Source organism: Streptomyces sp. NPDC015171 (assembly GCF_043079545.1).
GTDB lineage: Bacteria > Actinomycetota > Actinomycetes > Streptomycetales > Streptomycetaceae > Streptomyces.
On record NZ_JBIBUO010000027.1, the window covers coordinates 17104 to 41407 of the forward strand.

At 73.3% G+C, this 24304-nt stretch carries 17 protein-coding genes, 3 pseudogenes and 1 riboswitch; of the genes and pseudogenes, 7 read left to right on the forward strand and 13 right to left on the reverse strand.

Going from position 1 to position 24304, the window contains the following annotated elements:
- Positions 1 to 13: 13 nt before the first annotated feature.
- The 3 genes and pseudogenes from ACF073_RS38655 to ACF073_RS38665 form a co-directional block, all read right to left on the reverse strand.
- Positions 14 to 364, reverse strand: coding sequence for a hypothetical protein (locus tag ACF073_RS38655; RefSeq protein WP_392076193.1), 351 nt, complete (start codon positions 362 to 364; stop codon positions 14 to 16).
- Positions 365 to 534: 170 nt separating this feature from the next.
- Positions 535 to 1116 carry a histidine phosphatase family protein gene (locus ACF073_RS38660; RefSeq protein ID WP_392076194.1) on the reverse strand — a complete coding sequence of 194 codons (582 nt, stop codon included), beginning with the start codon at positions 1114 to 1116 and terminating at the stop codon, positions 535 to 537.
- Between the two features lie 22 nt (positions 1117 to 1138).
- Positions 1139 to 2583 (reverse strand): annotated as a pseudogene (locus ACF073_RS38665) (short-chain fatty acyl-CoA regulator family protein).
- A 204-nt stretch (positions 2584 to 2787) separates the two neighbouring features.
- Here ACF073_RS38665 and ACF073_RS38670 point away from each other — a divergent pair.
- Positions 2788 to 3747, forward strand: a pseudogene (locus ACF073_RS38670) (MmgE/PrpD family protein); the annotation flags it as partial.
- A pseudogene (locus ACF073_RS38675) lies at positions 3744 to 3927 on the forward strand (citrate/2-methylcitrate synthase); the annotation flags it as partial. The pseudogenes ACF073_RS38670 and ACF073_RS38675, both read left to right, overlap by 4 nt.
- A gap of 56 nt (positions 3928 to 3983) precedes the next feature.
- On the opposite strand, the gene metE reads toward ACF073_RS38675, so the two are convergent.
- From metE to aceA, 4 genes are all read right to left on the reverse strand, one after another.
- Positions 3984 to 6302, reverse strand: a complete 2319-nt coding sequence (metE, locus tag ACF073_RS38680) for a 5-methyltetrahydropteroyltriglutamate--homocysteine S-methyltransferase (protein WP_392076195.1) — start codon at positions 6300 to 6302, stop codon at positions 3984 to 3986.
- A gap of 181 nt (positions 6303 to 6483) precedes the next feature.
- A riboswitch (cobalamin riboswitch) is annotated at positions 6484 to 6674 on the reverse strand.
- A gap of 202 nt (positions 6675 to 6876) precedes the next feature.
- Positions 6877 to 7746, reverse strand: coding sequence for a 3-hydroxybutyryl-CoA dehydrogenase (locus ACF073_RS38685; RefSeq protein WP_392076196.1), 870 nt, complete (start codon positions 7744 to 7746; stop codon positions 6877 to 6879).
- Positions 7743 to 9335, reverse strand: a complete 1593-nt coding sequence (aceB, locus tag ACF073_RS38690) for a malate synthase A (RefSeq protein WP_392076197.1) — start codon at positions 9333 to 9335, stop codon at positions 7743 to 7745. Before aceB ends, ACF073_RS38685 begins: the two co-directional genes overlap by 4 nt.
- A gap of 102 nt (positions 9336 to 9437) precedes the next feature.
- The gene (gene aceA / locus ACF073_RS38695) at positions 9438 to 10721 is read right to left on the reverse strand and encodes an isocitrate lyase (RefSeq protein ID WP_392076198.1); all 1284 of its coding nucleotides are present in this window, start codon (positions 10719 to 10721) and stop codon (positions 9438 to 9440) included.
- A gap of 379 nt (positions 10722 to 11100) precedes the next feature.
- Here aceA and ACF073_RS38700 point away from each other — a divergent pair, with 379 nt between their 5' ends.
- Positions 11101 to 12564: a short-chain fatty acyl-CoA regulator family protein gene (locus tag ACF073_RS38700; RefSeq protein ID WP_392076199.1), complete on the forward strand. Its 1464-nt coding sequence runs from the start codon at positions 11101 to 11103 to the stop codon at positions 12562 to 12564.
- Here the strand turns inward: ACF073_RS38700 and ACF073_RS38705 are convergent.
- The 4 genes from ACF073_RS38705 to ACF073_RS38720 all read right to left on the reverse strand — a co-directional run bounded on the left by ACF073_RS38705 (position 12543) and on the right by ACF073_RS38720 (position 16729).
- The gene (locus ACF073_RS38705) at positions 12543 to 12908 is read right to left on the reverse strand and encodes a peptidoglycan-binding protein (RefSeq protein WP_392076200.1); all 366 of its coding nucleotides are present in this window, start codon (positions 12906 to 12908) and stop codon (positions 12543 to 12545) included. The genes ACF073_RS38700 and ACF073_RS38705 overlap by 22 nt on opposite strands.
- Before the next feature lie 184 nt (positions 12909 to 13092).
- The gene (locus tag ACF073_RS38710; RefSeq protein ID WP_392076201.1) at positions 13093 to 14457 is read right to left on the reverse strand and encodes an alkaline phosphatase; all 1365 of its coding nucleotides are present in this window, start codon (positions 14455 to 14457) and stop codon (positions 13093 to 13095) included.
- A 235-nt stretch (positions 14458 to 14692) separates the two neighbouring features.
- The gene (locus ACF073_RS38715) at positions 14693 to 15682 is read right to left on the reverse strand and encodes a trypsin-like serine peptidase (RefSeq protein WP_392076202.1); all 990 of its coding nucleotides are present in this window, start codon (positions 15680 to 15682) and stop codon (positions 14693 to 14695) included.
- Positions 15683 to 15841: 159 nt separating this feature from the next.
- Positions 15842 to 16729, reverse strand: a complete 888-nt coding sequence (locus ACF073_RS38720; protein WP_392076203.1) for an endonuclease/exonuclease/phosphatase family protein — start codon at positions 16727 to 16729, stop codon at positions 15842 to 15844.
- Between the two features lie 225 nt (positions 16730 to 16954).
- Here ACF073_RS38720 and ACF073_RS38725 point away from each other — a divergent pair, with 225 nt between their 5' ends.
- Complete coding sequence (locus tag ACF073_RS38725) at positions 16955 to 17332, forward strand: hypothetical protein (protein ID WP_392076204.1); 378 nt, start codon at positions 16955 to 16957, stop codon at positions 17330 to 17332.
- On the opposite strand, the gene ACF073_RS38730 is transcribed toward ACF073_RS38725, so the two are convergent.
- Positions 17304 to 21065, reverse strand: coding sequence for a CHAT domain-containing protein (locus ACF073_RS38730; RefSeq protein WP_392076205.1), 3762 nt, complete (start codon positions 21063 to 21065; stop codon positions 17304 to 17306). The two genes, ACF073_RS38725 and ACF073_RS38730, sit on opposite strands and share 29 nt — an antisense overlap.
- 295 nt (positions 21066 to 21360) lie before the next feature.
- Between ACF073_RS38730 and ACF073_RS38735 the strand changes: the two genes are divergently transcribed.
- From ACF073_RS38735 to ACF073_RS38745, 3 genes are read left to right on the forward strand one after another with little or no spacing between them, the layout of a single operon-like run.
- Entirely contained in the window at positions 21361 to 21843 is a 483-nt protein-coding gene (locus tag ACF073_RS38735; RefSeq protein WP_392076206.1) for an NUDIX domain-containing protein, read from the forward strand.
- 40 nt (positions 21844 to 21883) lie between these two features.
- On the forward strand, positions 21884 to 22390 hold the full coding sequence (locus ACF073_RS38740; protein WP_392076207.1) for an NUDIX domain-containing protein: 507 nt from the start codon (positions 21884 to 21886) through the stop codon (positions 22388 to 22390).
- A gap of 40 nt (positions 22391 to 22430) precedes the next feature.
- The gene (locus ACF073_RS38745; RefSeq protein WP_392076208.1) at positions 22431 to 23207 is read left to right on the forward strand and encodes a PIG-L deacetylase family protein; all 777 of its coding nucleotides are present in this window, start codon (positions 22431 to 22433) and stop codon (positions 23205 to 23207) included.
- Positions 23208 to 23296: 89 nt separating this feature from the next.
- On the opposite strand, the gene ACF073_RS38750 is transcribed toward ACF073_RS38745, so the two are convergent.
- A complete protein-coding gene (locus ACF073_RS38750) occupies positions 23297 to 24265 on the reverse strand; it encodes a threo-3-hydroxy-L-aspartate ammonia-lyase (protein ID WP_392076209.1) in 969 nt (322 codons plus the stop codon).
- Positions 24266 to 24304: the final 39 nt, after the last annotated feature.

Here is a 24304-nt window from a genome sequence, read left to right on the forward strand (position 1 = left end):
CGGCACACCCGCGTCAGCGGAAGAAGACCACCGACCGGAGCTTCAGCCGCTCGCTCCCGTACCCGGTGTACGGGCGCATGGTGAACGAAGCACCGGTGCAGCCCGGCTCGGTGAACGCGATCGCGTACTCGTCGGTGCGGTTGCGCGGGGAGTGGGCCGGAGTGCTGGCCCCGGGGTCCGCCACCTCGGGCAGGGTGATGCACAGACCGCTGTCCGGATCCTGCAGCACCGCGATCCGCGGGGAGCCGTCCAGACCGGAGTAGGTGTACTGGAACTCTCCTGACGCGGCGGAGGCGGAGCCGGGGGCGGCCAGGAGCAGGGCGAGGGCGCCGAGGGCGGTGACCGCGGCATTGCGCAGACGCATGGACGGGGTGTCCCTTCACGAGGAGTGACGACGTGCGGCATCACCCTTTCCAAGATCATGTCGTCCCGTGCGCACCCCGGCTGCTGAATCGATCCACCGTCACCCGAAGGGGTCACCACGCGGCGCCGCCGGCCCGGATCGCCGGGGAGCCGGGCCCTGGTGACGGCCGGTCAGCCGGCTTCCCCGGCGGCCGGCGGACGCCCCAGCCGCAGATTCCAGCGCCCGGCCCGGCCGCTGAGTTCGGTCACGGTCAAAGGCGGCACGTCCAGACGCCAGAACAGCACGTCGGGCAGGTCCAGCGCGCCGACGACAGCCGCCCGGACGACCTCCGGCTCGACCACCGCGAGCGTACGGCCCTCCGGTTCCCGCACGTCGGCCAGCCAGCGCGCCACCCGTCCGCACAGGTCCCGCACCGACTCGCCGCCGTGCGGCGCGCAGCCGGGATCCGTCAGCCAGCGGCCCACCGCCTCCGGTTCGGCGGCGCCCACCTCCTCCAGCGTGCGGCCCCGCCAGCGGCCAACGTCGAGACCCGCGAGCTCCGGCACCGGCACGCCGTCCAGGCCCAGCGCCGCCGCCGTCTGACGGCAGCGCTCGCTCGGCGAGGCGAGTACCCGGGCCGCAGCGGGCAGCGCCCCGGCCATCGACCGGGCCGCGGCGGCGCCGCCCTCGTCGAGGCCGCCGCCGTCGTCGAAGCGGGCCCGGCGCAGCGACGCGCTCATCGCGGGGGAGACGAGGAGGACTCGGCTGGTCACGCGGAAACTCCTGCGGGTGTCGTCAGGGGGTACGGGACTCGACCGGGTACGGCACGTACGTCCGCCGGTCGGGGTCGATGGCCAGCCGTCCGCCGGCCGGCGGACGGGCCCGCTGCGCGCAGTCGCGGCGCTCGCAGATCCGGCAGCCGAGACCGATGGGCGTCGCGGCCCGCGGGTCGTCGAGGGCGACCCCTTCGGTGTAGACGAGCCGGTGCGCGTGGCGCAGCTCGCAGCCCAGCGCGACGGCGAACTCGGCGCGCGGGGCGTGATGCCCGAAGCCGCCCCGGGTGAGCGTGCGCGCGATCCAGAAGTACCGTTTGCCGTCCGGCATCTCGGCCACCTGGGTGAGGATCCGGCCCGGCGCGGAGAACGCCTCGTACACCGTCCACAGCGGGCAGGTGCCGCCGAGCCGGGAGAAGTGGAAGTCGGTCGCCGACTGCCGCTTGGAGATGTTGCCCGCCCGGTCCACCCGCAGGAAGGAGAAGGGCACTCCGCGCCGCCCGGTGCGCTGCAGGGTGCTCAGGCGGTGGCAGACCGTCTCGAAGCCGACGCCGAAGCGGGCGGACAGCAGCTCGATGTCGTAGCGCACCTCCTCGGCGGTGGAGTGGAAGAGCGCGTACGGCATCAGCAGGGCACCGGCGAAGTAGTTGGCGAGGCCGATGCGGCCAGCGCCGTCGACTCAGGGGATGTCAGCTCCGGTCCTGCGCGGGTGAGCAGGTCCAGCAGCGGGCCGTGCTCCAGCAGCGCCAGCTGGGTGGCGAGCTGGAAGGCGCGCTGGCCGTCGCTCAGCCAGGGGGAGAGGAACAGCAGCCCGGTGTCCGGGTCGTAGCGGCGGGCGTCGGCGGTGCGGCCCGGTGCGGCCTGGACCACCTGGACGCCGTGCCGCTCGGCGAGCCGTGCGGTGAGCGGGTCGGCGCCGCGGCCCGGCCGCAGCCCGAGTGCGTCGGCCGCCCGTTCCCCCTCGCTGTCCAGGGGCTCGAAGTGGTTGTGATGGGCGTAGAAGAAGTCCCGCACCTCGTCGTGCGGCTCGGCAGGGGGCAGCAGTCCCGCGCCTGCCGTACCGGGGGCGCCGAGGGCGGCGGCCTGCTCGGCGGTGTCGCGGTAGCGGCGGTGCAGGGCGACCAGGGCGCGGGCCACCTCGGGGTGGTCGCGGGCGGCCTCGGCGACCTCCTCCGCGGCGGGCACGGGCACCCCGCACGCCTCGTCGGCGAGGGCGGCACGCAGATCGGCGGCGAGCCGGTCCTCCTCGGCCTCCGAGAAGAACTCGGCGTCGACACCGAACACCTCCGCGATCCGCAGCAGCACGGGCGCGGTCAGCGGGCGCCGGCTCTGTTCGATCTGGTTCGCGTAGCTGGTGGAGATGCCGAGGGCGCGGGCCATGGCGACCTGGTTCATGCCGTGCTCGCGGCGCAGCCGGCGGAGCTTGGCGTGGGCGTAGACCTTGCGGTCCGCGGGGCGCGGGGACATGCGCACCTCCTTCTCGCAGGGCCGCTTGCCACGGTCCCGAGCGGCGGCACTGCCTGCGAACATAGCATCCGCAGGATTCGCAACATTCGCGGATTCGCAGCTGAGCGCTGTACGGATTCCGCAGATTGGAGCGGTGGACCGGCGGGCGCCGCGTGGGCAGCATCGATCACACCAGCACCGTCCCCGGCTCCCACGAGGAGTCCCGTGATCGAGCACCGCGTCCGAGTCCACCCCAGCGCCGGCCGGCTCGCCCGCGAGGACCAGCTCGCGTGGCGGCTCGCGGCCGTGGCCACCGGCACCGAGGAACTGGACGCCGACAGTGTCGCCATGGCCGTCAACCGGGTGATCGACAACGCCTCGGTCGCCGTCGCCTCCCTCACACGCCGCCCGGTCGCCGTCGCCCGCGCCCAGGCCACCGCCCACGGGAGCACCGCACCCGGCGCCTCCGTCCTCGGCACCCCCGTCCGGGTCTCCCCGGAATGGGCCGCCTGGGCCAACGGCACCGCCGTACGCGAACTGGACTTCCACGACACGTACCTGGCCGCCGACTACTCCCACCCGGGCGACAACATCCCGCCGCTGCTCGCCGTCGCCCAGCACACCGGCCGCACCGGCGCCGACCTGCTGCGCGGCATCGTCGCCGCCTACGAGATCCATGTCGCCCTGGTCAAGGGCATCTGCCTGCACGAACACCGCATCGACCACGTCGCGCACCTGAGCGCCGCCACCGCCTGCGGCCTCGGCGCCCTGCTGCGGCTGCCCACCGAGACGGTGTACCAGGCGGTCCAGCAGGCCGTGCACACCACCACCGCGACCCGCCAGTCCCGCAAGGGCGAGATCTCCAGCTGGAAGGCGTACGTACCCGCCTTCGCCGGCAAGGCGGCGATCGAGGCCGTCGACCGGGCGATGCGCGGCGAGACCTCGCCCTCCCCGGTCTACGAGGGCGAGGACGGCTTCCTCGCCTGGATGCTCGACGGCCCGCGGTCCGACTACACCGTCCGGCTCCCCGGGCCGGGCGAGCCGCGCCGCGCGATCCTCGACACGTACACCAAGGAGCACTCCGCCGAGTACCAGGCGCAGGCGATCATCGACCTCGCCCGCCGCCTGCGCGAGCGGACCGGCCCGCTCGACCGGGTCCGCTCCGTCGTCCTGCACACCAGCCACCCGGGCTCGCCTACCACCTGATGGGATTCGACACCCCCGCCTTCACGCCGGTCTTCGTGATGAGCCGCATCACCGGCTGGACCGCGCACATCACCGAACAGCTCGCCCACAACGCGCTGATCCCGGCCCCTCGCTTCCTACGCGGGACCGGATCAGCGGGCGGTGCCGAAGGCGGGATGACCCCCAGCCGGCCGCCGGGGAGGGAAGCACTCCCTCCCCGGGCGGCCGGTCGTGGATCAGGCCGTGGGGAGTTCCGCACGGACCGTGCGGGCCGCGTCGACCAGGTTCTCCAGCGCGGCCCGGGTCTCCGGCCAGCCGCGGGTCTTCAGACCGCAGTCAGGGTTGACCCACAGCCGCTCCGCCGGGATGGCCCTCAGCCCGGTCCGCAGCAGCTCGGCCGCCTCGCCGGCACTCGGGACGCGCGGGGAGTGGATGTCGTACACACCCGGACCGGCCTCGCGCGGATAGCCGTGCGCGGCCAGTTCGCGGGCGACCTGCATGTGCGAGCGGGCCGCCTCCAGGCTGATGACGTCGGCGTCGAGGTCGTCGATGGCCTGGACGATGTCGCCGAACTCGGCGTAGCACATGTGGGTGTGGATCTGGGTGTCCGGACGCACCCCGCTGGTGCTCAGCCGGAACGCCCGCGTCGCCCAGTCCAGGTACGCGGGCCGGTCGGCGGCGCGCAGCGGCAGGGTCTCGCGCAGCGCGGGCTCGTCGACCTGGATCACCGAGGTGCCGGCGGACTCCAGGTCGTTCACCTCGTCGCGCAGGGCGAGGGCGACCTGGAAGGCGGTGTCGGCGAGCGGCTGGTCGTCGCGGACGAAGGACCAGGCGAGCATGGTGACCGGCCCGGTGAGCATGCCTTTGACCGGGCGGTCCGTGAGCGACTGGGCGTACGTCGTCCAGCGCACCGTCATCGGCTCGGGGCGGGAGATGTCGCCGGCCAGGATCGGCGGACGGACGTAGCGGGTGCCGTACGACTGGACCCAGCCGTGCTGGGTGGCGAGGTACCCGGTCAGCTGCTCGGCGAAGTACTGGACCATGTCATTGCGTTCGGCCTCGCCGTGCACCAGGACGTCGAGGCCGGTCTTCTCCTGGAAGCCGATGACTTCCTGGATCTCGGCCTTGATGCGCTCCTCGTAGCCGGCCGTGTCGATCCGGCCCGAGCGCAGGTCGGCGCGGGCGGTGCGCAGTTCGCCGGTCTGCGGGAAGGAGCCGATGGTCGTGGTCGGCAGCAGCGGCAGGCCCAGGTGGGCGCGCTGGGCCGCGGCCCGCTCGCCGTACGGCTGACAGCGCCGGGCGTCCGCCTCGGTGACGGCCGCGGTACGGGCCCGGACACCCGGGTCGCGGGTGATGGGGGAGCCGGCCCGGGAGGCGAGGTCGGCGCGGTTGGCGGCCAGTTCGGCGGCGATGGTGTCGGTGCCCTGGGCGAGGCCCTTGGCCAGCGTCGCGATCTCGCGCGTCTTCTGCTTGGCGAAGGCGAGCCAGCGCAGGATCTGCGGCGCGATGTCGCGTTCGGCGGCGGCGTCGAACGGCACGTGCAGCAGCGAGCAGGAGGCGGCGACGTCCACCCGGTCCGCGAGCCCCAGCAGCGTGCCGAGCGTGGCGAGGGACTTCTCCAGGTCGTTGACCCAGATGTTGCGGCCGTTGACGACACCGGCGACCAGCCGCTTGCCGGGCAGCCCGCCCACGGCGGCGAGGTCGTCCAGATGGGCCGCGGCGGCCTCGGTGAAGTCCAGGGCGAGTCCCTCGACGGGCGCCTTGGCCAGCACGGGCAGCGCCTCGCCGAGCCGGTCGAAGTACGAGGCGACGAGCAGCTTGGGCCGGTCGGTGAGCGCGCCGAGGTCGCGGTAGGCGCGGGCGGCGGCGTTCAGCTCGGCCGGGGTGCGGTCCTGGACCAGCGCGGGCTCGTCCAGCTGGATCCACTCGGCGCCGGCCGCGCGCAGGTCGGCGAGGACCTCGGCGTACACCGGGAGCAGGCGGTCGAGCAGGGTGAGCGGGTCGAAGTCCGCGGCCACGCCCGGTGCGGGTTTGGCGAGCAGCAGATAGGTGACCGGGCCGACCAGGACGGGCCGGGCCGTCAGATCCAGGGCGAGGGCTTCCTTCAGCTCGGCGACCTGCTTGGCGGAGTCGGCGGTGAACTGCGTGTCGGGGCCGAGCTCCGGGACCAGGTAGTGGTAGTTGGTGTCGAACCACTTGGTCATCTCCAGCGGCGCCACGTCCTGGGTGCCGCGGGCCATGGCGAAGTAGCCGTCCAGGGCGTCGGCCGCGACGGCCGGGCGGTGGCGTGCGGGGATCGCGCCGACCATGACGGTGGTGTCGAGCACGTGGTCGTAGTACGAGAAGTCACCGGTCGGCACCTCGTGGACGCCGGCCTCGGCGAGCTGCTTCCAGTGGGTCCGGCGCAGTTCGGCGGCGGTGGACCGGAGGGCGTCGGCGGTGACGCGGCCCTTCCAGTAGCCCTCGACGGCCTTCTTCAGTTCCCGGTTCTGACCCTGGCGGGGGTAGCCGTACACGGTGGCCCGTGCTGCCGCGGCTGCGGACTTGCTGGTCACGGAGATCTCCTTCGCGAGATGAATCCCTGAGATCCCGGAGACGGGACGAGAGCGCGAAGGGGTGACGAACCGGACGGACACGACCTCGCGCGGCCTGCGCGGTCGTCCGCCTGATGTGTACGCCGACCCGCCCACGAGGTCACCGGGATGTCCGCGCACGGAATCGTCCGCGCGCGGGCAGCTGGCAGGTCTTCGGACTCGCGGGCACGTCCTCCGAGGAGGACACCTAATGGCCGTCGCTTCCCAGGCCCGGTACGTCGGGCCCAGTGCGTACTGACGGCGGTCGTTCCCGCTCACCGCTGCGGGGCAGTCCCGGATTCCCACCGGGTTCCCTCTTGCGACGCATCCCGCCTGGCGGACGGGGCGAACCAGTTGCAGGGGCCACCCTACGGGGTCGGCGTGCGGGAAGGGAGGGTGAGTTCCGTCATCCGGACGCGTCGCCGGACACATCGCACCGGGTACACCACAGGGCGGGAAGCGCCGCACACGCGCTTCCCGCCCTTTCCCCGCGGCGCCGCGCGGGGACCCTCACCCCCGGCGGCACGGGCCCCTCGGCCCGCGTCGGACCAGGCCCTCAGCCCTGGTCGTGGACATGGAACCCGCGACCGGTCTTCCGGCCGAGGAGTCCCGCCTCCACCATCCGCTGGAGCAGCGGCGGCGGGGCGTAGAGCGGTTCGCGGAACTCGTCGTAGAGCGACTCCGCGATGGAGGCGACGGTGTCGAGGCCGATCAGGTCCGCGAGCCGCAGCGGTCCCATGGGGTGGGCGCAGCCCAGCTCCATCCCGGTGTCGATGTCGGCGGCGGTGGCGAAGCCGGATTCCGCCATCCGGACCGCGGCGAGGATGTACGGGACGAGCAGCGCGTTGACGACGAAGCCGGCGCGGTCCCTGGAGCGGATCACCGTCTTGCCGAGCGTGCCGGCCGCGAAGTCCTGGACAGTGGCGACCGTCCGCGCCGACGTGTGCAGCGAGGTGACGACCTCCACCAGGGGCAGCACGGGCACGGGGTTGAAGAAGTGCAGGCCCACGACCCGGTCCGCCCGGCCGGTCGCCATCCCCAGCCGCATGACCGGGAGGGAGGAGGTGTTGCTCGCCAGCACCGCTGCCGGATCCTCGACGATCTTGTCCAGGGCGGCGAAGACCTCGGTCTTGGCGTCCGGGTGCTCCACGACCGCCTCGACGACCAGCTGCCGGTCGGCCAGGTCGTCGAGACTGCCGGTGAACACCAGGCGGGCGAGCGCGTCCGCCGCGGCGTCCTGCGCCAGCCTCCCGCGCCGCACGGCGCGTTCGAGCGATGCCGCCACCCGGTCCCGGGCGGCGCGGGCGGCGACCGCGTCGACCTCGCACACGACGGTGTCCAGACCCGCCCGCGCGCACACCTCGGCGATGCCCGCGCCCATCTGCCCGCCGCCGACCACGCCGACGCGCCGGATGCCCGTGCTCATGCCATGGCCTCCGTGCGCCGCACCAGGTGCCGCGCGTAGGCGTCCGGGGTGAAGAACAGCGGCAGCTCGCCCGCCAGCGTGGTCCGTTCGAAGAGCGCGCGGATGTCGTCCACCGGCGCCCACGGGTACTCGGCGCCCAGCGCGGCGACCTCGTCGTCCAGCAGCCGCAGGACCGTCTCCCGGTCGATCACCCGGTGCCGCAGCCACTGCCAGACCTGCACCCGGGCGATCTCGGCGGTGGCCGCGTCCTCCATGAGGCCGTAGAGGGCGACCGCGCCCTGTCCGCGCAGCCAGGCGGCGAAGTAGCGCAGCGCCACGGCGATGTTGGTGCGCACGCCCTCCGCGCTGGGCGGCCCGCTGACCCGGCGCACGGACAGCAGGTCGGCGGGTGTCACGTCCACGTCCTGCCGGGTCCGGTCGAGCTGGTGCGGCCAGTCGCCGAGGACGCCGTCGAACACCTCGCGGCACACCGGCACCAGGGCCGGATGGGCGACCCAGGAGCCGTCGAAACCGTCCTCCGCCTCCCGCTCCTTGTCCAGGCGGACCGTGGCCAGCGCGGCCTCGTTCGCGGCCGGGTCCCCGCCGGGCACCTGCGCGGCCATGCCGCCGACGGCGTGGGCGCCGCGCCGGTGGCAGGTGCGCACCAGCAGTTCGGTGTAGGCCCGCATGAACGGGGCGGTCATGGTGACCTTGGCGCGGTCCGGGAGCAGGAAGTCGGTGCGGTGGCCGAAGGTCTTGATGATGCTGAAGAGGTAGTCCCAGCGCCCGGCGTTGAGTCCGGCGCTGTGCTCGCGCAGTTCGTAGAGGATCTCCTCCATCTCGAACGCGGCGGTGATCGTCTCGATGAGGACCGTGGCGCGGATCGTGCCGCGCGGGATGCCGAGCAGTTCCTGGGCGAGCAGGAAGACGTCGTTCCAGAGCCTGGCCTCGTAGCGGTTCTCCAGCTTCGGCAGGTAGAAGTAGGGGCCCCGACCGGCGTCGATCTGCCGCTGCGCGCAGTGGAAGAAGTACAGCCCGAAGTCGACCAGCGCGGCGGGCACCGGGCGGCCCGCGTACTCCAGGTGCTCCTCGTCCAGGTGCCAGCCGCGCGGCCGGACCATGATCGTGGCGAGCTGGTCCCCCAGCCGGTACTCCTTGCCCTCGGCGGTGGTGAAGTCGATGCGCCGCTCGATGGCGTCGAGCAGGTTGAGCTGGCCGCCGACGACATTGCTCCAGAGCGGGGCGGTGGCGTCCTCGAAGTCCGCCATCCACACCCGGGCACCCGAGTCGAGCGCGTTGACGGCCATCCGGCGCTCCGGCGGCCCGGTGATCTCCACGCGCCGGTCCTCAAGGCCCGGGGCGGGCGGCGCCACCCGCCAGACCGGGTCGGCGCGGACGGCGGAGGTCACCATCGGGAAGTCGAGCGGGGAGCCCGAGGCCAGCCGCAGCACCTGCCTGCGGCGCTCTTTCAGCAGTTCCACGCGGCGGTCCCCGAACGCGGCGGCCAGCCGGCCGACGAAGTCCAGGGCGGCGGGGGTGAGGATCTCGTCGTGCCGGTGGCCTTCGGGGGCGAGGACACGAACCTGATGGGGCGGGGCGAGGGTGGTCATCGGGTTCTCCTGAGGGACGGGGAGCGGAGGGGGACGGGGACGGTCGTCCGCCCTCCGCTCGGTCAAGCGGGCGGCCGGAGGCAGGGCGCCCGGCCCGGCGGCCTAGTGGAACTGCTCCTCCTCCGTGGACCCGGCCAGGGCGGTGGTCGAGGAGGCTGGGTTCACGGCGGTGGACACCAGGTCGAAGTAGCCGGTGCCGACCTCGCGCTGGTGCTTCACGGCGGTGAAGCCCTGGGCCTGGGCGGCGAACTCCTTCTCCTGGAGGTCCACGTAGGCGGTCATGCCGTGCTCGGCGTAGCCGCGGGCCAGGTCGAACATGCCGTGGTTGAGGGAGTGGAAGCCGGCCAGGGTGATGAACTGGAACTTGTAGCCCATCGCGCCCAGCTCGCGCTGGAACTTGGCGATCTGGTCGTCGTCCAGGGCGGCCTTCCAGTTGAAGGAGGGCGAGCAGTTGTAGGCGAGCATCTGGTCGGGGTGGCGCGCGTGGATCGCCTCGGCGAACTCGCGGGCCTGGGCGAGGTCGGGAGTGCCGGTCTCCACCCAGATCAGGTCGGCGTACGGGGCGTAGGCCAGGCCGCGCGCGATGACGGGCGCCATGCCGTTGCGGACCCGGTAGAAGCCCTCCGCCGTGCGCTCGCCGGTCGCGAACTCGGCGTCACGCTCGTCGACGTCGCTGGTCAGCAGGTTGGCGGCGAGTGCGTCGGTGCGGGCGACGATCACGGTGGGGGTGTCCGCGATGTCGGCCGCGAGGCGGGCCGCGTTCAGGGTGCGGACGTGCTGCGAGGTCGGCACCAGCACCTTGCCGCCGAGGTGGCCGCACTTCTTCTCCGAGGCGAGCTGGTCCTCGTAGTGGATGCCGGCCGCGCCGGCCGCGATCATCGCCTTGGTCAGCTCGAAGGCGTTCAGCGGCCCGCCGAAACCGGCCTCCGCGTCGGCGACGATCGGCGCCAGCCAGTCCGTGGGGTCACCCGCGTCCTCGGCGGTGGCGATCTGGTCGGCGCGCAGCAGCGCGTTGTTGATCCTGCGGACCACCTGGGGAACGGAGTTGGCGGGGTAGAGGCTCTGGTCCGGGTAGGTGTGGCCGGCCAGGTTGGCGTCCGCCGCGACCTGCCAGCCGGACAGGTAGATGGCCTGGAGGCCGGCCTTGACCTGCTGGACGGCCTGGCCGCCGGTCAGCGCGCCGAGGGCGTGGACGTAGTCCAGCTCGTGCAGCTGCCGCCACAGCCGCTCGGCGCCGCGCCGGGCCAGAGTGTGCTCCTCGCGGACGCTGCCGGAGAGCCGGACCACGTCCTCGGCGCTGTAGGTGCGCTCGATGCCCTGCCACCTGGGGTCGGTGGCCCAGCGTCGCGCGAGTTCCCCGGCCGCCTGCGTCCTCGACTCTGCCATGACTGTCACCGTCTCCTTGGTCTGTGCGTGCTGCCAATCTCCCTGCCCGGGCGGACAGGTGTGGCACTCTGTGTCGCTGTGCTGGGTGCGGCCCGCCATCACGCCGTGAAACGGAGGTGAGCAACGCTGCCGGTGCACGACCCCCGCCGTCGCCGGGATCTCCGACGTCAGGGCATGAAATCGCGCCCCGGTTCCGAACGGTGGCCGCCGGTCTCCGGCGGGCCGCGGGAAAACTCTGACACTGGCACTGAGTGCCAACAACCGTGGACGTTTGCCAACTTGTGCGAATCTTCCCGCCCTTGTTTGCCAAGTTTGCGAAGGGTCCTCGGGCGGTCTGATCGCCTACGCTGACCGGGAGCCGGACACGGAGGACGATCGGGTGGGCAAGACATACGCCGGGGCGCGGCTGCGCCGCCTGCGCGAAGAGCGCCGGATGAGCCAGGCCGAGCTGGCCCGGGTGCTGGCGATCTCGCCCAGCTATCTGAACCAGATGGAGCACGACTCCCGGCCGCTCACCGTCCCGGTCCTGCTGCGCCTGACCGAGGCGTTCGGCGTCGACCCCGGCTTCTTCTCCGAGCGCGACACGACACGTCTGGTGGCGGACCTCCGGGAGGCCCTGGCCGGTCAACTCGCGGACGCCAGCGTCTCCGCCGCCGATCTGACGGAACTCGCCGCCCGCACACCCGCCGTCGCCCGGGTCCTGCTCGACCTCGGCCGCCGCAACCAGCTGCTCGCCGAGCGCCTCGCCGAAGCCGCGGACGGCCGCGGCCACACCCCCGAGCAGCCCCGCTCACCCCATGAGGAGATCCGCGACTTCTTCTACCGCCGCCAGAACTACCTCCACGCCACCGACCTCGCCGCGGAGGAACTCGCCCGGGACATCGGCATCCGGCCCGGCGAGGTCGTCCGGGCGCTGACCGCCTGCCTCACCGACCGGCACGGCGTCCGCCTCGCCGACGAGCCCGGCGGACATCTGCACCACTACGACGCGCCGACCCGCACCCTCCACCTCTCCACCCGGCTGCGCCCCGGCCAGCGCGCGTTCCGCATGGCGACACAGCTCGCCCTGCTCGCCTACGAGGACGAACTCGACCGCCAGGCCGCCGAGGACTTCGCCCCCGGCTCACCGGCCCACGCCCTGGCCCGCATCGGCATCGCCAACTACTTCGCCGCGGCCCTGATCCTGCCGTACGGCGCGTTCCTCGCGGCGGCCGAGGAGATGCGCTACGACATCGAGCGCCTCACCGACCTCTACGGCCTCGGCTACGAGACGGTCTGCCACCGGCTGAGCACCCTTCAGCGTCCGCGGCTGCGCGGGGTGCCGTTCTCCTTCGTTCGCGTCGACCGGGCCGGCAACATGTCGAAGCGCCAGTCCGCCACCGGCTTCCACTTCTCCCGCTCCGGCGGCACCTGCCCCCTGTGGAACGTCTACGAGGCGTTCACCGCGCCCGGCCGGATCCACGTCCAGATCGCCGAAATGCCGGACGGGCAGCGCTACTTGTGGACCGCGCGGGCCGTCACCCGGCACCGCGGCGGCTGGGGCGAACCCGGCAAGACCTTCGCCATCGGGCTGGGCTGCGAGATCCGGCACGCCCACCGGCTCGTCTACTCCGACGGCCTCGACCTCTCCAACGCCTCCGCTGCCACCCCCATCGGCATGGGGTGCCGCGTCTGCGAGCGCCTCGACTGCCCGCAACGCGCCGCGCCGCCGCTCGGGCACGCGCTGCGGATCGACCAGAACGCCAGCACGTTCGTGCCGTACCCCGTGGCCGACGGCGGTGCGGGAGGTCAGGACCCCGGCGGGTCCGGCCCGCCCGCGGCTCAGGCCGGATACGGGTCGTAGCAGTCCGGAGCCGGATGGTAGAGGACGTGCCAGGTGCGTCCCTCGATGACGCCGCTCGGCGGCAGGCCGTGGCAGCCCTGGATCCACTCGATCTTCTTCAGCATCACCGAGCCGAAGACCCCGTCGAGGGCCAGCTTGGGCGGCTGGCCGCCCCACTTGTTGCTCAGGCACTGTGCCTGTCTGACCGTGCTGCCCGTGTCACCGTAGGTGAGGGTGGGCCTGAGCTGCGACGCCGCGTAGGAACAGGACTCGGGGGCGGCCACGGCCACCCGTGGCGTTCCCAGGCCGAGTGCCGCGGCGGTGCACAGCGAGGCCCCCAGGGTGACCAAGGTTCTGTGTCTCATGCCGCTCCTTCCGGCCCGGCCGCTCGCTGCGGCGGCTCGGCGTTCGGGGCGCTGGATCTCCCCATAATCTCGCAGGTACCGTACCCCTCGCGAGTTGTGCCCCGGCCGCACCGGACCGCGGGAAAGCGCCGGAAAAACCGCGAGGGGGGAACGGTGGCGGCCGTTCCCCCCTCGCTCGCGCGGCTCAGCGCACGCGCAGCGCCTCGCGGATCGTGGTGAACAGGTCCGTCTGGTTGGTGACACCGAGGACGCGGTACGCCTGCGGACCCTGGGCCGCGATGCGGACCTGGGTGCCGGTGTGCTCCTGGGACTGGCCCGGGGCGTTGGTCGAGTAGTTGACCTTCAGCTGCTGGCCCTCGTTGGTCACGAGCGTGGAGGACAGGCCGGGCGGGGTGGCCTCCAGCGGGACGATCTGGCTGGTGTGGCCGTGGTCGGCGGTGGTGACGACCAGGGTGTCGGGGTGCTTGGCCGCGTAGTCGCGAGCGAGCTTCACCGCGCGGTCGAAGGCGGCCGTCTCGCCGATCTGGCCGCAGGGGTCGGCGGCGTGGTCCTGCTTGTCGATCGAGGCGCCCTCGATCTGCAGGAAGAAGCCCTGCTTGGAGTGGGTCCGCCGCTGCTTCGCCTCCAGCAGCTGGATCGCCTTGGCGGCGGAGTCGGCGAGGCTCGGCGTCGCCGACGGACGGGCCGGGTTGGAGGTCACGCACCGCTGCGGGTCCGTGCCGCCGACCGCGGCCGGCTTGCCGGTCCACTCGACGGGCACGTTGCCGGGGGCGAACAGGCCCAGCACCGGCTTGCCCGACTTCACGTTCTTCAGGCCCGCCTTGTCGGTGACGACCTGGTAGCCGAGCTTCTTGGCCTGGTCGGTGACGGTGAGGCCCTTGTACGCGCCGTCGGTGACCTTCTGGTCGAAGCGCTGCTTGCCGCCGCCGATCAGGACGTCCACCTTGTGGTTGACGGACTGCTCGGCGATCGAGCCCTGTCCGCCCTTGACGAGCGTGTCGGCGGGGCACTTGGCCATGTCGGCCGGGCCCTGGCAGGAGCGGTCGGTGACGTGCGAGGCGAGCACGGCCGGGGTGGCGTCGGTGAGTTCGGCGGTGGTGACGCTGCCGGTGGCGTAGCCGTTCTTCTGGGCCAGCTCCAGGATGGTGCGCACGGACTTGTTGGTGCCCGGCGTCTTGGAGATGCGCCCGTTGACCGTCTTCACGCCGGTGGCCCAGCCGGAACCGCTGGCGGCGGAGTCGGTGACGTAGTCCGGGGTGCCGTCGGCGTGGACCGCGTACGTGGTGTAGGCGCCGGTCAGCGGGAACTTGTCCATGTTCAGGCGGCCGTTGGCGCCGACGGTGTAGTCGCGGGCGAGGGTGATCTCCGAGTCGCCCATGCCGTCACCGATGAGCAGGATGACGTTCTTGGCCTTCCCGCCCTTGATCGCGTCCTTCGCCTTCTGCTCGTTGTCGAAGGCGCCGGCGGCCGTGGTCACGGCCACGGCGGCCGTGGTGGCGGCGACCAGGGCGGTGGCGACCGTGAGGTGACGACGCGTAGGTCTGAACATGAATACGACTCCTTGAAGCGTCCGGCGTCCGGCGTGCGGACGCGGTGACCGACGGGCAACAGACGATCATGCACTGGCAAAGGAGAGGTAAACGGTTGGCAGTGCCGATGCATCCGGGACATGACACCCGGGCGGGCCCGAACCGGGCGAGTGCGGCGCATCCCGGCCGCCGCTGCCGCAAGGGGCCGCCGGTGAACAGACCGGACAGCCCCTCGGCCGGTCGGCCGCGCGGACGTTACGCGGCCTGGGCCTTGTCGTACAGCGCCTTGATCACGTCACCGAAGTAGGGGCCGAACATCAGGTTCGGCAGGAACGTGTAGCCGAAGCTGTTCACCGATACCTGCAGACCGGTGCCGGCCGCCTCGGTGAAGCCGGTGAACCAGGGGCCGCCGCTGGATCCGCCCGTCATGTTGCACCCGAGGCCGTGGTCCTGCGAGAAGAGGAAGTCCTTCGAGCTGTTGCCGCTGCAGTAGATGAGTTTCGTGCCGTCGTACGGCGCGGCGGCGGGGAAGCCGAAGGAGTACATCGGCTTGTTGTAGCCGCCGTTGAACTGGATGCCCTGTGCGCCGACGACCGACGTGAGCGTCCTGCCGTTCAGCGGGGCCACGACCGCGGCGCCGACGTCGTAGTTGATGTCCTCGCTCGCTTCCCACTGCGGGGTCGTGAGCGTCCTGGCCGCGCTCCACTGGCCGTACGGCGCGTTGCCGTCGGCGTAGGCCGGCACGAAGACCCAGTTGGTGTGCCAGCTGCCCTGGTACTTCACACAGTGCCCGGCCGTGATGACCGTGCTGGCGTTCTGGCTGGTGACGGCGTTGCCGGTGCAGGAGGCCGTACGCCCCTGGAAGGTGAAGAACACCCGGCCCGAGGTGGTGGCCACGGCGCCGCCGCCGGTCCAGGGGCCGCCCGCCTGCGGGAAGGAGGCGAGGGCCGGGGCCGGGGTCGGTGCCACCGTGGTCGGGCTCCCGTGCGCCTTCGGCGCCTTGAGGTGTGTGGCGGCCCGCTCGGACAGCAGCAGGTCGAGAGGGGTGGCGCCGCGCATGCGCGCGGCGGTCCAGAAGGTGCGGGCCTTGTGCTGTGCGGCCGCCGAGGCGGTGTGGGCCGCGGCCGACGGCCCCGAGGCGGTCGCCACCGGGGCGGCGTCGGCGGCTCCGGCTTGGACGAGGCCGCCGGTGAACAGGGTTCCGACGGCCAACAGAATGCCCGCGGCGGTGCGATGGCGTCTCACGCAGGTCTCCTTCTGCCGTGCCAGGACTGGTCGGGTCCGGGCAGGGTGGGGGAACGAAGAACGGTGCGGACGGACGTGCGTGAGGCAGGGTGCCATGGAATCGCTGAGTTGTCAGGAGCATGTAAACACGATCGCGCCGGGGGACGCGCCCGGGGCGGTTCAGTGCCCGCGGCGGCGCAGCAGGAGGTCCGCGACCACCGGGCGGTGGTCGGAGGCCGCGGTCCCGGACTCGTGCGCGCCGCTCACGGCGACGTCCCGGGAGACCGTCACGAGATCGATGCGCTTGACCGGATCGACCGCCGGGAAGGTCTTGCCGCCGTGCGGCGCCGCATCGGCCAACGGTCCCCAGAGCCTTCCCAGTTCGGGAGCGTCCGGCTCGGCGTTGAAGTCGCCGAGCAGGACCTTCGGGCCGGAGTCGGCGGCCAGTACGTGCAGCATGTCCTCGACCTGGGCCCGCCGGACCGAGGGGTCCGTGCGGTAGTCCAGATGGGTCGCGTACACATGCACCCGGACGCCCCGGACCCGGAGCGTCACCTCGGCGAATCCCGGCGCGGGCGCCGGCACCGGGTCCGGGGTCTGCGTGGACAGCCTGGTGATCTCGTGGTTCTGCGCGTCGTGCACCGGGTGGCGGCTCAGCACCGCGACGCCGTACCGCCGCCGTTCACCGCCCGCCGTGTCCGGGGGGAGGTCGTAGATCGGCGCGAAGAAGACCCGCATGTTCAGCCGGCCGGCCAGTTCCCGGGCCTCGTCGGTGTAGCCGCTCCGGGCGCCCCAGTGCACGTCGACCTCCTCCAGGCCGACCACGTCGGCGTCGAGGGCCCGGATCGCCGCCGCGGTGCGGTCGAGGTCGAAGACGCCGTCCTGGCCTGCTCCGGCGTGGATGTTGTACGTCGCCACGCGCAGGGGCACGCGGGACGCCGCCGGTCCGGTGCCGGCCGGGCGGTCCGCCGCCGCGGCACCGGGCGAGGCCGCGCCGAGCACGGCGGTGACGGCGAGCGCGACTGCGGCCGGCGTGCGGAGCACGGGCCGTCGGGTCCTGCGGTCCACTGGAACCTCCGGATCGTGGGGGAGGCGTGCGGGAGCGGCCGTCCGGGCCGGAGCCGAACTCCGGCGGGAACCGGCGGGGTTGACGCGGGTGAACCGTAAGTCAGGCGTGCCGCGTCCGCAATGGTCCCCGGGCGGCCCGTCCTGGGGTGCGGCCCGGGGTGCCGCCCGCCGTCCACGTCGGCACCGCATCGCGTACGGGCTGCTGTGACCTGCGATAATCGCCGGATGAGCAGCACCGTCCCGTCCGACGCCGAGGACGCCTTCCTGCTGAACGCGACCGAGTCGGACATCCTCCCCGCGGTCCGGTTCGACCTGGCGGAACCCCTGGCGTCCGCGCCGGCCGAAGACCTGGCGGCCATCCTGCTCCCCCTCGTCGACCGCGGATCGATCGTGGTCTGCCGGTACATCCCCTGGACCGCACCGGACGGCGCCGCCGGCCACCAGCCGGGACCCGCGATCCCGCGCCAGGAGCTGCCCGCCGTGCTCGCCGCACCCGAGGAGTGGGAGTACCCGGACGACTTCACCTGGATGGGCAGGCTCACCCTGGTGCTCGCCGAGCGCTACCGGCGGCATGTCACACCGCCGGGCTGCCCTGGTGGGTGAAGGCGGCCCAGTGGTGGACGCGGTGCAGATCGGGGCGGGCGGCCTCCCGGCCGAGGGGCCCGGCCACGGCGAACGGGAGCCTGCGGCGGGGGTTGAGCATCCACAGCTGGGCGGCCCGCAGCGCATCGGGCGGGGCCAGCCCGCCCGCCGTGAGGTGATGGTGGAAGACCGCCATCATCACCGCCGTCGCACCGTCACGCACCGCCCAGCGCGACCCCACGACATCCGCGGCACCACGCGTGATCAGCGCGGTGGTGAGGGTCAGCGCCTCGTCGTGGTGGCCCGTGCTGAGGTCGGTCTCGCAGGCGCTCAGCACCACCAGCGGCCCGGCGGCGCCCGGCCGCGGCCCGGTGGCACCGTCCAGGATGCCGGCCACCGTGAGCCGGCCGGAGTCCCGGTCCGCACCGGGCAGTGCGGCCAGCGACAGCGCCGAATCCGTCGGGCGCGGCGCGGCCATGGCGTGACACGCCAGATGGATCACGGATGCCGCAACGGTGCCGCCGGGCAGCGCCGCGAGCAGCTCCGCCGGCGTGCCGGCCGCGTCCGGCACCTCGCCCGCGCCGAGGTACTCGCCGTACCGCAGCGCGTCGGGGTAGCAGGAAGCGCGCACCGCCGAAGCCTCCAACTCGGCCCAGGGCAAAGTCAGTCCGGGATCGGCGACGAGCACCTGGGGCCCGTCGGCCGGGGGTATCCGCCGCCGGCCCGCCGCACCGAGGAACTGCGTGCCGGACGGTGCGTAGCTGAGAACGGCCTCCTGGCAGGCGTACCGGTGGCCGTGCCCGGTGACGCCCCGGATGCGCGCGGCGTGCCACGGTACGACGCCGAGCCGGCCGCAGGGCACCAGCACGATCCGCGGCGGCCGGGCGAGCGGCCACTGCGCGGCCGACAGCGGGCGTACCTCCGAGAGCACGGGGCCCATCGCCGCCGGCCAGGCCCAGTCGCACAGCTGGTCGAGCACGGCCTGCCAGTGCCCCTCGTAGGCGGCCCGCCACGAGGCGTGCGTCGTCGGGTCGGCCAGCGCCTTGGAACGCTCCGCCGCCGCCTCCAGGTAGCGGTCCAGCGGTGAGCCGCCGGCTGCCGTCAGCTTCGGCAGCGGAAGCATGACGGGGCCCGCTCCCGGGCGCAGGACCAGCGCGTAGCCGGGGTACGAGCGGCTGGGCAGGGACACGCCGGGCACCAGATAGACCAAGGCGTCCGCGCCCGAGGGGGCGAGGCCGGCGGTGAGCGCCGGCACGTCGGCGGGGCCGGCGAGCCGCCGGCTGCCCGGTCCCCGCCCGGGAAGGGGACGCACCCCCAGGGCGGCCAGTGCGCCGTGCCGCAGGGCACCGGGGACCGGCGGGCTCCCGGCCGGCGGGGCCGCCCCGTCGCCGGGCGCTCGGCGCAGCGGGTCCGCGAGGGCCTGGGCCCGCCACCGCCTGGCCAGTTCCGGGTGCCCGGCGGCTTCGAGGAGTTCCGGAATGCTCCGGGACGCGGCGGCGGCCTGATGCACCAGGGCACGCCCCCTCTCCAGATCCGCCACCGCGTCGGCGGGGCGCCGGGTGAGAAGGCCGACGAACGCCAGCCGCCGGGACAGCTCGGCACCGTGCAGGGCGGCCGTCAGACCGTGATCGGCACCGGCCTGGAGCAGGACGTCGGCGGCCAGCTCGTCCAGTGCCTCACGGGTGACCTCCGCGAACGCCAGGGTGTCCGCGCCGGCACCCGGGCCGCGCCGGGCCGCACGCATGATGTGCGCCTCGGCCAGACTCTTCAGGACCTCCACGGGCTGTGTCCTGGCACGCCCCTCGGCGATCAGCTCGCGGGCGCGGGTCAGTTCGGCGATGGTGTCGTCCAGCAGCCCGGGTTCGGCCAGGCCGCGCAGGACGGAGAGGAACATCCGCAGGCCGGTGGCCGCACGCAGTTCGTACTCCTGCTGGAAGTACATCTCCCGCCCGCCCAGCGTCCGGTGGGACTCGGCGATCGCGCGTGCCAGATCCTCCCGTTCGGCGGCGAGATCCACCGGCCCGGCGGACGCGGCCTCCCCCGCTCCCGGGGCCGGCCGCCGGCCGGCCGTGCACAGCGCGCGGAGCCGCTCCAGCCGCTCCGCCACCTCGCCGCGCCTGCCGCTGTCCGGCGGGAGGACGGCGTGCCGGGCGCCCAGCTCCTCGATGAGGCCGGGCAGCGCCTCATGGTCTCCGGTGCGCTCCGCGTGCCGCAGTTCACGGTCCGCGGTGGAGAGCAGCAGGTCGAGCGAGAAGGGCGCGTCGAGCGGCAACGAGCCCTCGTGGCGCAGCGTCGCGTCCAGTTCGCGCACCGCGGCCAGGGAGAGGTTCGCGTCGTGGAGGCTGCCGTACGCGGCGGCCTGGTCCAGCAGTTCGGCCAGCTCGGTCCGGAGCACCGTGACCCACCAGGAGTCCGGCGGGCTCAGGCCGACCGCCTCGGAGAGGAGCGTGGCCGCGTCGTCCAGGTAGCCGGGATCGCCGGTCCGGTAGGCCAGCAGCCGGTCGAGGCGGGCCGCGTAGCGCCGCTCCCGTATGCCGGACTGGAGGGCGAAGTTCCGTACCGCGTCGTCGAGATGGGGGAGGAGACCCGGCTCAAGGGTGAGACCGGCGGGCCAGTCGGCCGGCCGGCTTCCGTCCTCGCCGTCCCTCGGCGCGGGCCGCTCCACCGTACGGAAGTCGACCGATCCGGGGGCCCCGACCTCCACGAGGACCAGCAGATAGGCGTGCAGCCGCGCCACCCGGGCCCGCTCGGGCGCCTCCGGTGGCAGTGCGCGCACCGCCGTGCGCACCAGGTCGGCGGCGCGGCGGATGCCGTCGACGCCCGCTGCCCGGCCGGCGGCGGCCCGGTCCAGCAACGCCACGGCCTGCGGGTCCAGCTCCAGCTCCGTGCCGGCCCCCGAGGCTTCGGACGAGGACCCCAGCGTCACGGTCAGCCACACCAGCACGCGGGTGAAACGAGCCGTGCTGCACGCACCGGCCAGGGCCACCAGGCCGCGCACGGCGTCGAACAGGGCGCTCTCGGGATCCTCCGTCCCGTCACCCGTCCCGGTGCCGTCCGGGACGCCGGTCCGCGGCTCATCGCCGGGCGCTCCCGTCTCGGGCGGCCGGCCGGAGCCGGGTGCGCCGGTGGCGCCAGGGGCGAGCATCCGCTCGATCACCCGCCGGACCCGCGCGGTCTGTCGCGCGAACCCCTCGTCGACCCGGGCCTGAGCCAGCCGGCCGACGACCTCCAGGGCCTCGGTGAGGTCCTGACGCATCGACTCGGTCAGCACCGTGTCGTCGCCGACGGTCAACAGGGCGTCCTGAAGGACGGTGCGGCTGCCGTCGGGGCGCGGCAGCGACCAGGGGGCGAGCAGGAAGACGATCATCATCCGGGCCTGCACGAACAGCGGACCGGTCGACGGTCCGTGGCGGTCCGCCCAGCGCAGGCGCCGCAACGCCTCCGCCCGGTCCTGGGAGGCGGAGGCGGACGGCATGTCGTCGCCCCTGCTCCGGCAGCGCGTGCCGAACATGAGACCGAGGACGATGAAGACCCCGGAGAAGTCCTCCTCGTTCACGGCCAGCGCCGTCTCCGCGGCGACCAGCCGGTCGATCACCGTGTCCAGCTCCGCGACGGGCGGCCAGCCCTCCGAGGAGTCGAGCAGCCGCCGGGACTCCTGGACGGCGCGGCCGGCCTCCTCCTGCCGCCGCGCCGGCCCGTCGTCGTCCCGGCGTACCTCGCTGACCATCGGCTCCCCCCGCTGTGCGCCTGCCACGTCTCCGCATGATGCCCGTCCGCCGGGCCGGTTCACCCACGGATCCCGCCGACTCCTCGGTCACCGGGGGTGATGTTTCGGCCATCCGAGACCGGCCGGGTTCCGTTGCCGGGCAAGGATCAATGCACCCGGCATGTTCCGGGAACCGCTTCGTACGGCGGTTAGCAGGCCGTCCGAAATACGTGTGTTCGAAAGGGCGGCCCGGTCGTTGGAACCGACGACGGAACCGGACGACCGCGGAGGGGGCCATGGTGACCTGGGCCGCACCACGCCACCGGGAACCCGGGAGGACCGCATGACGAGCCGCTACCGCACCATCGTCGACGTCCATGTGCTCCTTCGCAGAGCCGACGGGCGCGTCCTGCTCATGGAACGGGCCGGCACCGGTTACGCGGACGGTCAGCTCTGCCCGCCCAGCGGGCATCTCGAAGCGGGCGAATCGGTGGTGGCCGGAGCGATCCGCGAGACCGCCGAGGAAGTCGGTGTCGAACTCGGCGCGGCCGAACTCGACTTCGTCCATGTCGTGCACCACCGCAACGGCGACGGAGAGGCACGCGTCGGCTTCTTCTTCCTCGCCGACAGCTGGCGCGGCAGCCCGGTCAACCGTGAGCCGCACAAATGCGCGGGGCTGCTGTGGGCGGACCCCGCGGACCCGCCGGCCCACACCGTGCCCTACACGGCCGCCGCCCTGGCGGGGATCGCGGAACGCCGGCCGTTCTCCCTCCACGGCTGGGAACGGAGCCCGGCCGCCGAACCCGCCGATGACCGCCGCCGATGAGTCGGCTCCCGGACCGGAGCCGGGCGAGAAAGGAAGCGTCGTGAGCCGTGTCTGGCTGCCGCCCGAGGAGTACGCAGCGCAGCTGATGAAGGCGACCGGGTTCGCCTGTGTCCATTTCACCGACGAGCAGGACCGGCCCGTCCAGTTCCACGCCCCGTACAGCCCCTCGCATCCGTGGCAGATGGCGGGCGGCACGATGGAGCCCGGGGAGCGGCCCTGGCAGACGGCGGTGCGGGAGTGCCGGGAGGAGACCGGCATCACGGTCGCCGGTCCGCCACGGCTGCTGGCCGCCGTCTACGGCCTGCCCGGCGTCGAGTGGCCGTACAGCACGATGGGGCTGGTCTTCGACGGGGGCCGGCTCAGCGAGGCGCAGCTCCGGGCGATCACCCTGGACCCGGAGGAACACGACGAGATCCGCGTCCTGCCCCTGGAGGCATGGCGGTCGCTGATGCCGGCACAGGACTTCGCCCGGCTGCGCGCCGTGACGGAGGCCCGCCGTACGGGCCTGGCCGCGTACTTCGACACCTGGGACTGGGACACGATGTGAGCCGGGAGCCGGACCGGACCGTAGCCGAGCGGAGGAAGCCGTGACACTCAGCCTGCTCGCCGTCTTCGCGCACCCGGACGACGAGGCCCTGCTCGCCGGCGGCGTCCTCGCGCAGCACGCCGCAGCGGGCGCCCGTACGGCCGTGGTCACGGCCACCTGGGCACCCGGCAGCCCGCGCGCCGGCGAACTCGCCGACTCCCTCGCCTGCTTGGGCGTCGGCGAGCCACCGCGCCTGCTCGGCTACGCCGACCACCGGATCCCGGAGTCCGCACCCGGGCGGCCACGCTGGTGCGAAGTGCCGGTCGATGAGGCTGTCGGCCGTATCGTCGCCCACATCAGGGAGGTCAGACCCGAGATCGTCGTCACCCACGACGCCTACGGACAGCTGACCGGGCATCCCGATCACCGGCACACCCATCGGATGACCCTGCTCGCGGTGACCGCCGCCGGGCTCGGGCAGCTGTATCCCGAGGCGGGTGAGCCCTGGCGGCCCGGCGCCCTCCACCTGGCCACACACCCCCATTCGGGCGCCGTCGAGCTGGGCGAACTCCTCGGCCGGGCCGGCAAGTCCGTGCTGAGCGTGCCTGACTCGCACATCACCGCCACGGTGGACGTCAGGCCGTGGCTCCCCCGGAAGTGGGCCGCGATCCGGGCGCACCGGAGCGAGGCGGCGCGGGAGCGGTCGTTGCCGGGGATCCTCGCCCGCCTCCCGGCAAAGACCCGTGACCGCGTCCTCGGCACGGAGTACTACACGCGTGTCGGCTTCACCACCGGTGACCCCGAAGCTCCGGGCGGCCTACGGCAGTTGACTGTCTGAGGCAGGTGATCGTCCGGGCAGCTGATCGTCCGGGACAGTTGTCCGTCCGGGGCGGCTGGCGGTCTGACGCCGGGTGCCCGGCTGGTACGTCAGCCGGCGAGCAGGGCGGTGAAGCGGTCCACGGCGATATTGCCCCCGGACGCGATGACGCCGATCCGCCGCGGGGGGTCGGTGACGCGGCCGGCGAGGAGGGCGGCCAGGGGGGTGGCGCCGCTGGGCTCCAGGACGATCTTCAGGCGTTCGAAGGCGAACCGCATCGCGGTGACGATCTCGGCGTCGCTGACCAGCGCGATGCCGTCGACCAGACGCTGGTTGAGGGGGAACGTGATCTCGCCGGGGGTGTCCAGGGCCTGGCCGTCGGCGATGGTCCGGGGGACCGGGATCGTCACGCGTGTGCCGCTCTCCAGCGAGCGCTTGGTGTCGTCGCCCGCCTCCGGCTCGACGCCGATGACACGGATGCCCGGGTGCAGGGCCGTCGCAGCGGTGGCACTGCCGGCGATGAGGCCGCCGCCTCCCACGGGCACGACAAGGGCGTCCAGCGGACCGGTCTCCTGGAGGAGTTCGAGGGCGGCGGTGCCCTGGCCGGCGATGACGTGCGGATGGTCGTAGGGCGGGATCAGGGCCAGGCCGCGCTCCTCGGCCAAGGCGTGGCCGAGGGCGGTGCGGTCCTGGGTGTAGCGGTCGTAGGTGACGACCTCGGCCCCGTAGCCCGCGGTCGCCTCCAGTTTGGAACGGGGAGCGTCCTCGGGCATCAGGATGACGGCGCTGGTGCCCAGTTCGCGGGCGGCCAGTGCGGTGGCCTGGGCGTGGTTGCCGGACGAGTAGGCCGCGACGCCCTTGGCCAGCTGGTCCGGGGACAGTTGGGCGATGGCGTTGTAGGCGCCGCGGAACTTGAAGGCCCCGATCCGCTGGAAGTTCTCGGCCTTGATGAACACTTCCGCCCCGACCAGCGAGTTCAGGGTGCGGGAGGTGAGCACGGGAGTGCGGTGGGCGATGCCCTGGAGGCGGGCGGCGGCCTCGCGGACGTCGGCGAGCGAAATGGTCGGTTCGGCGGCCATGCGGGTGTGTCCTCCGGGTGGTGGGTGGGCGACGGCTGA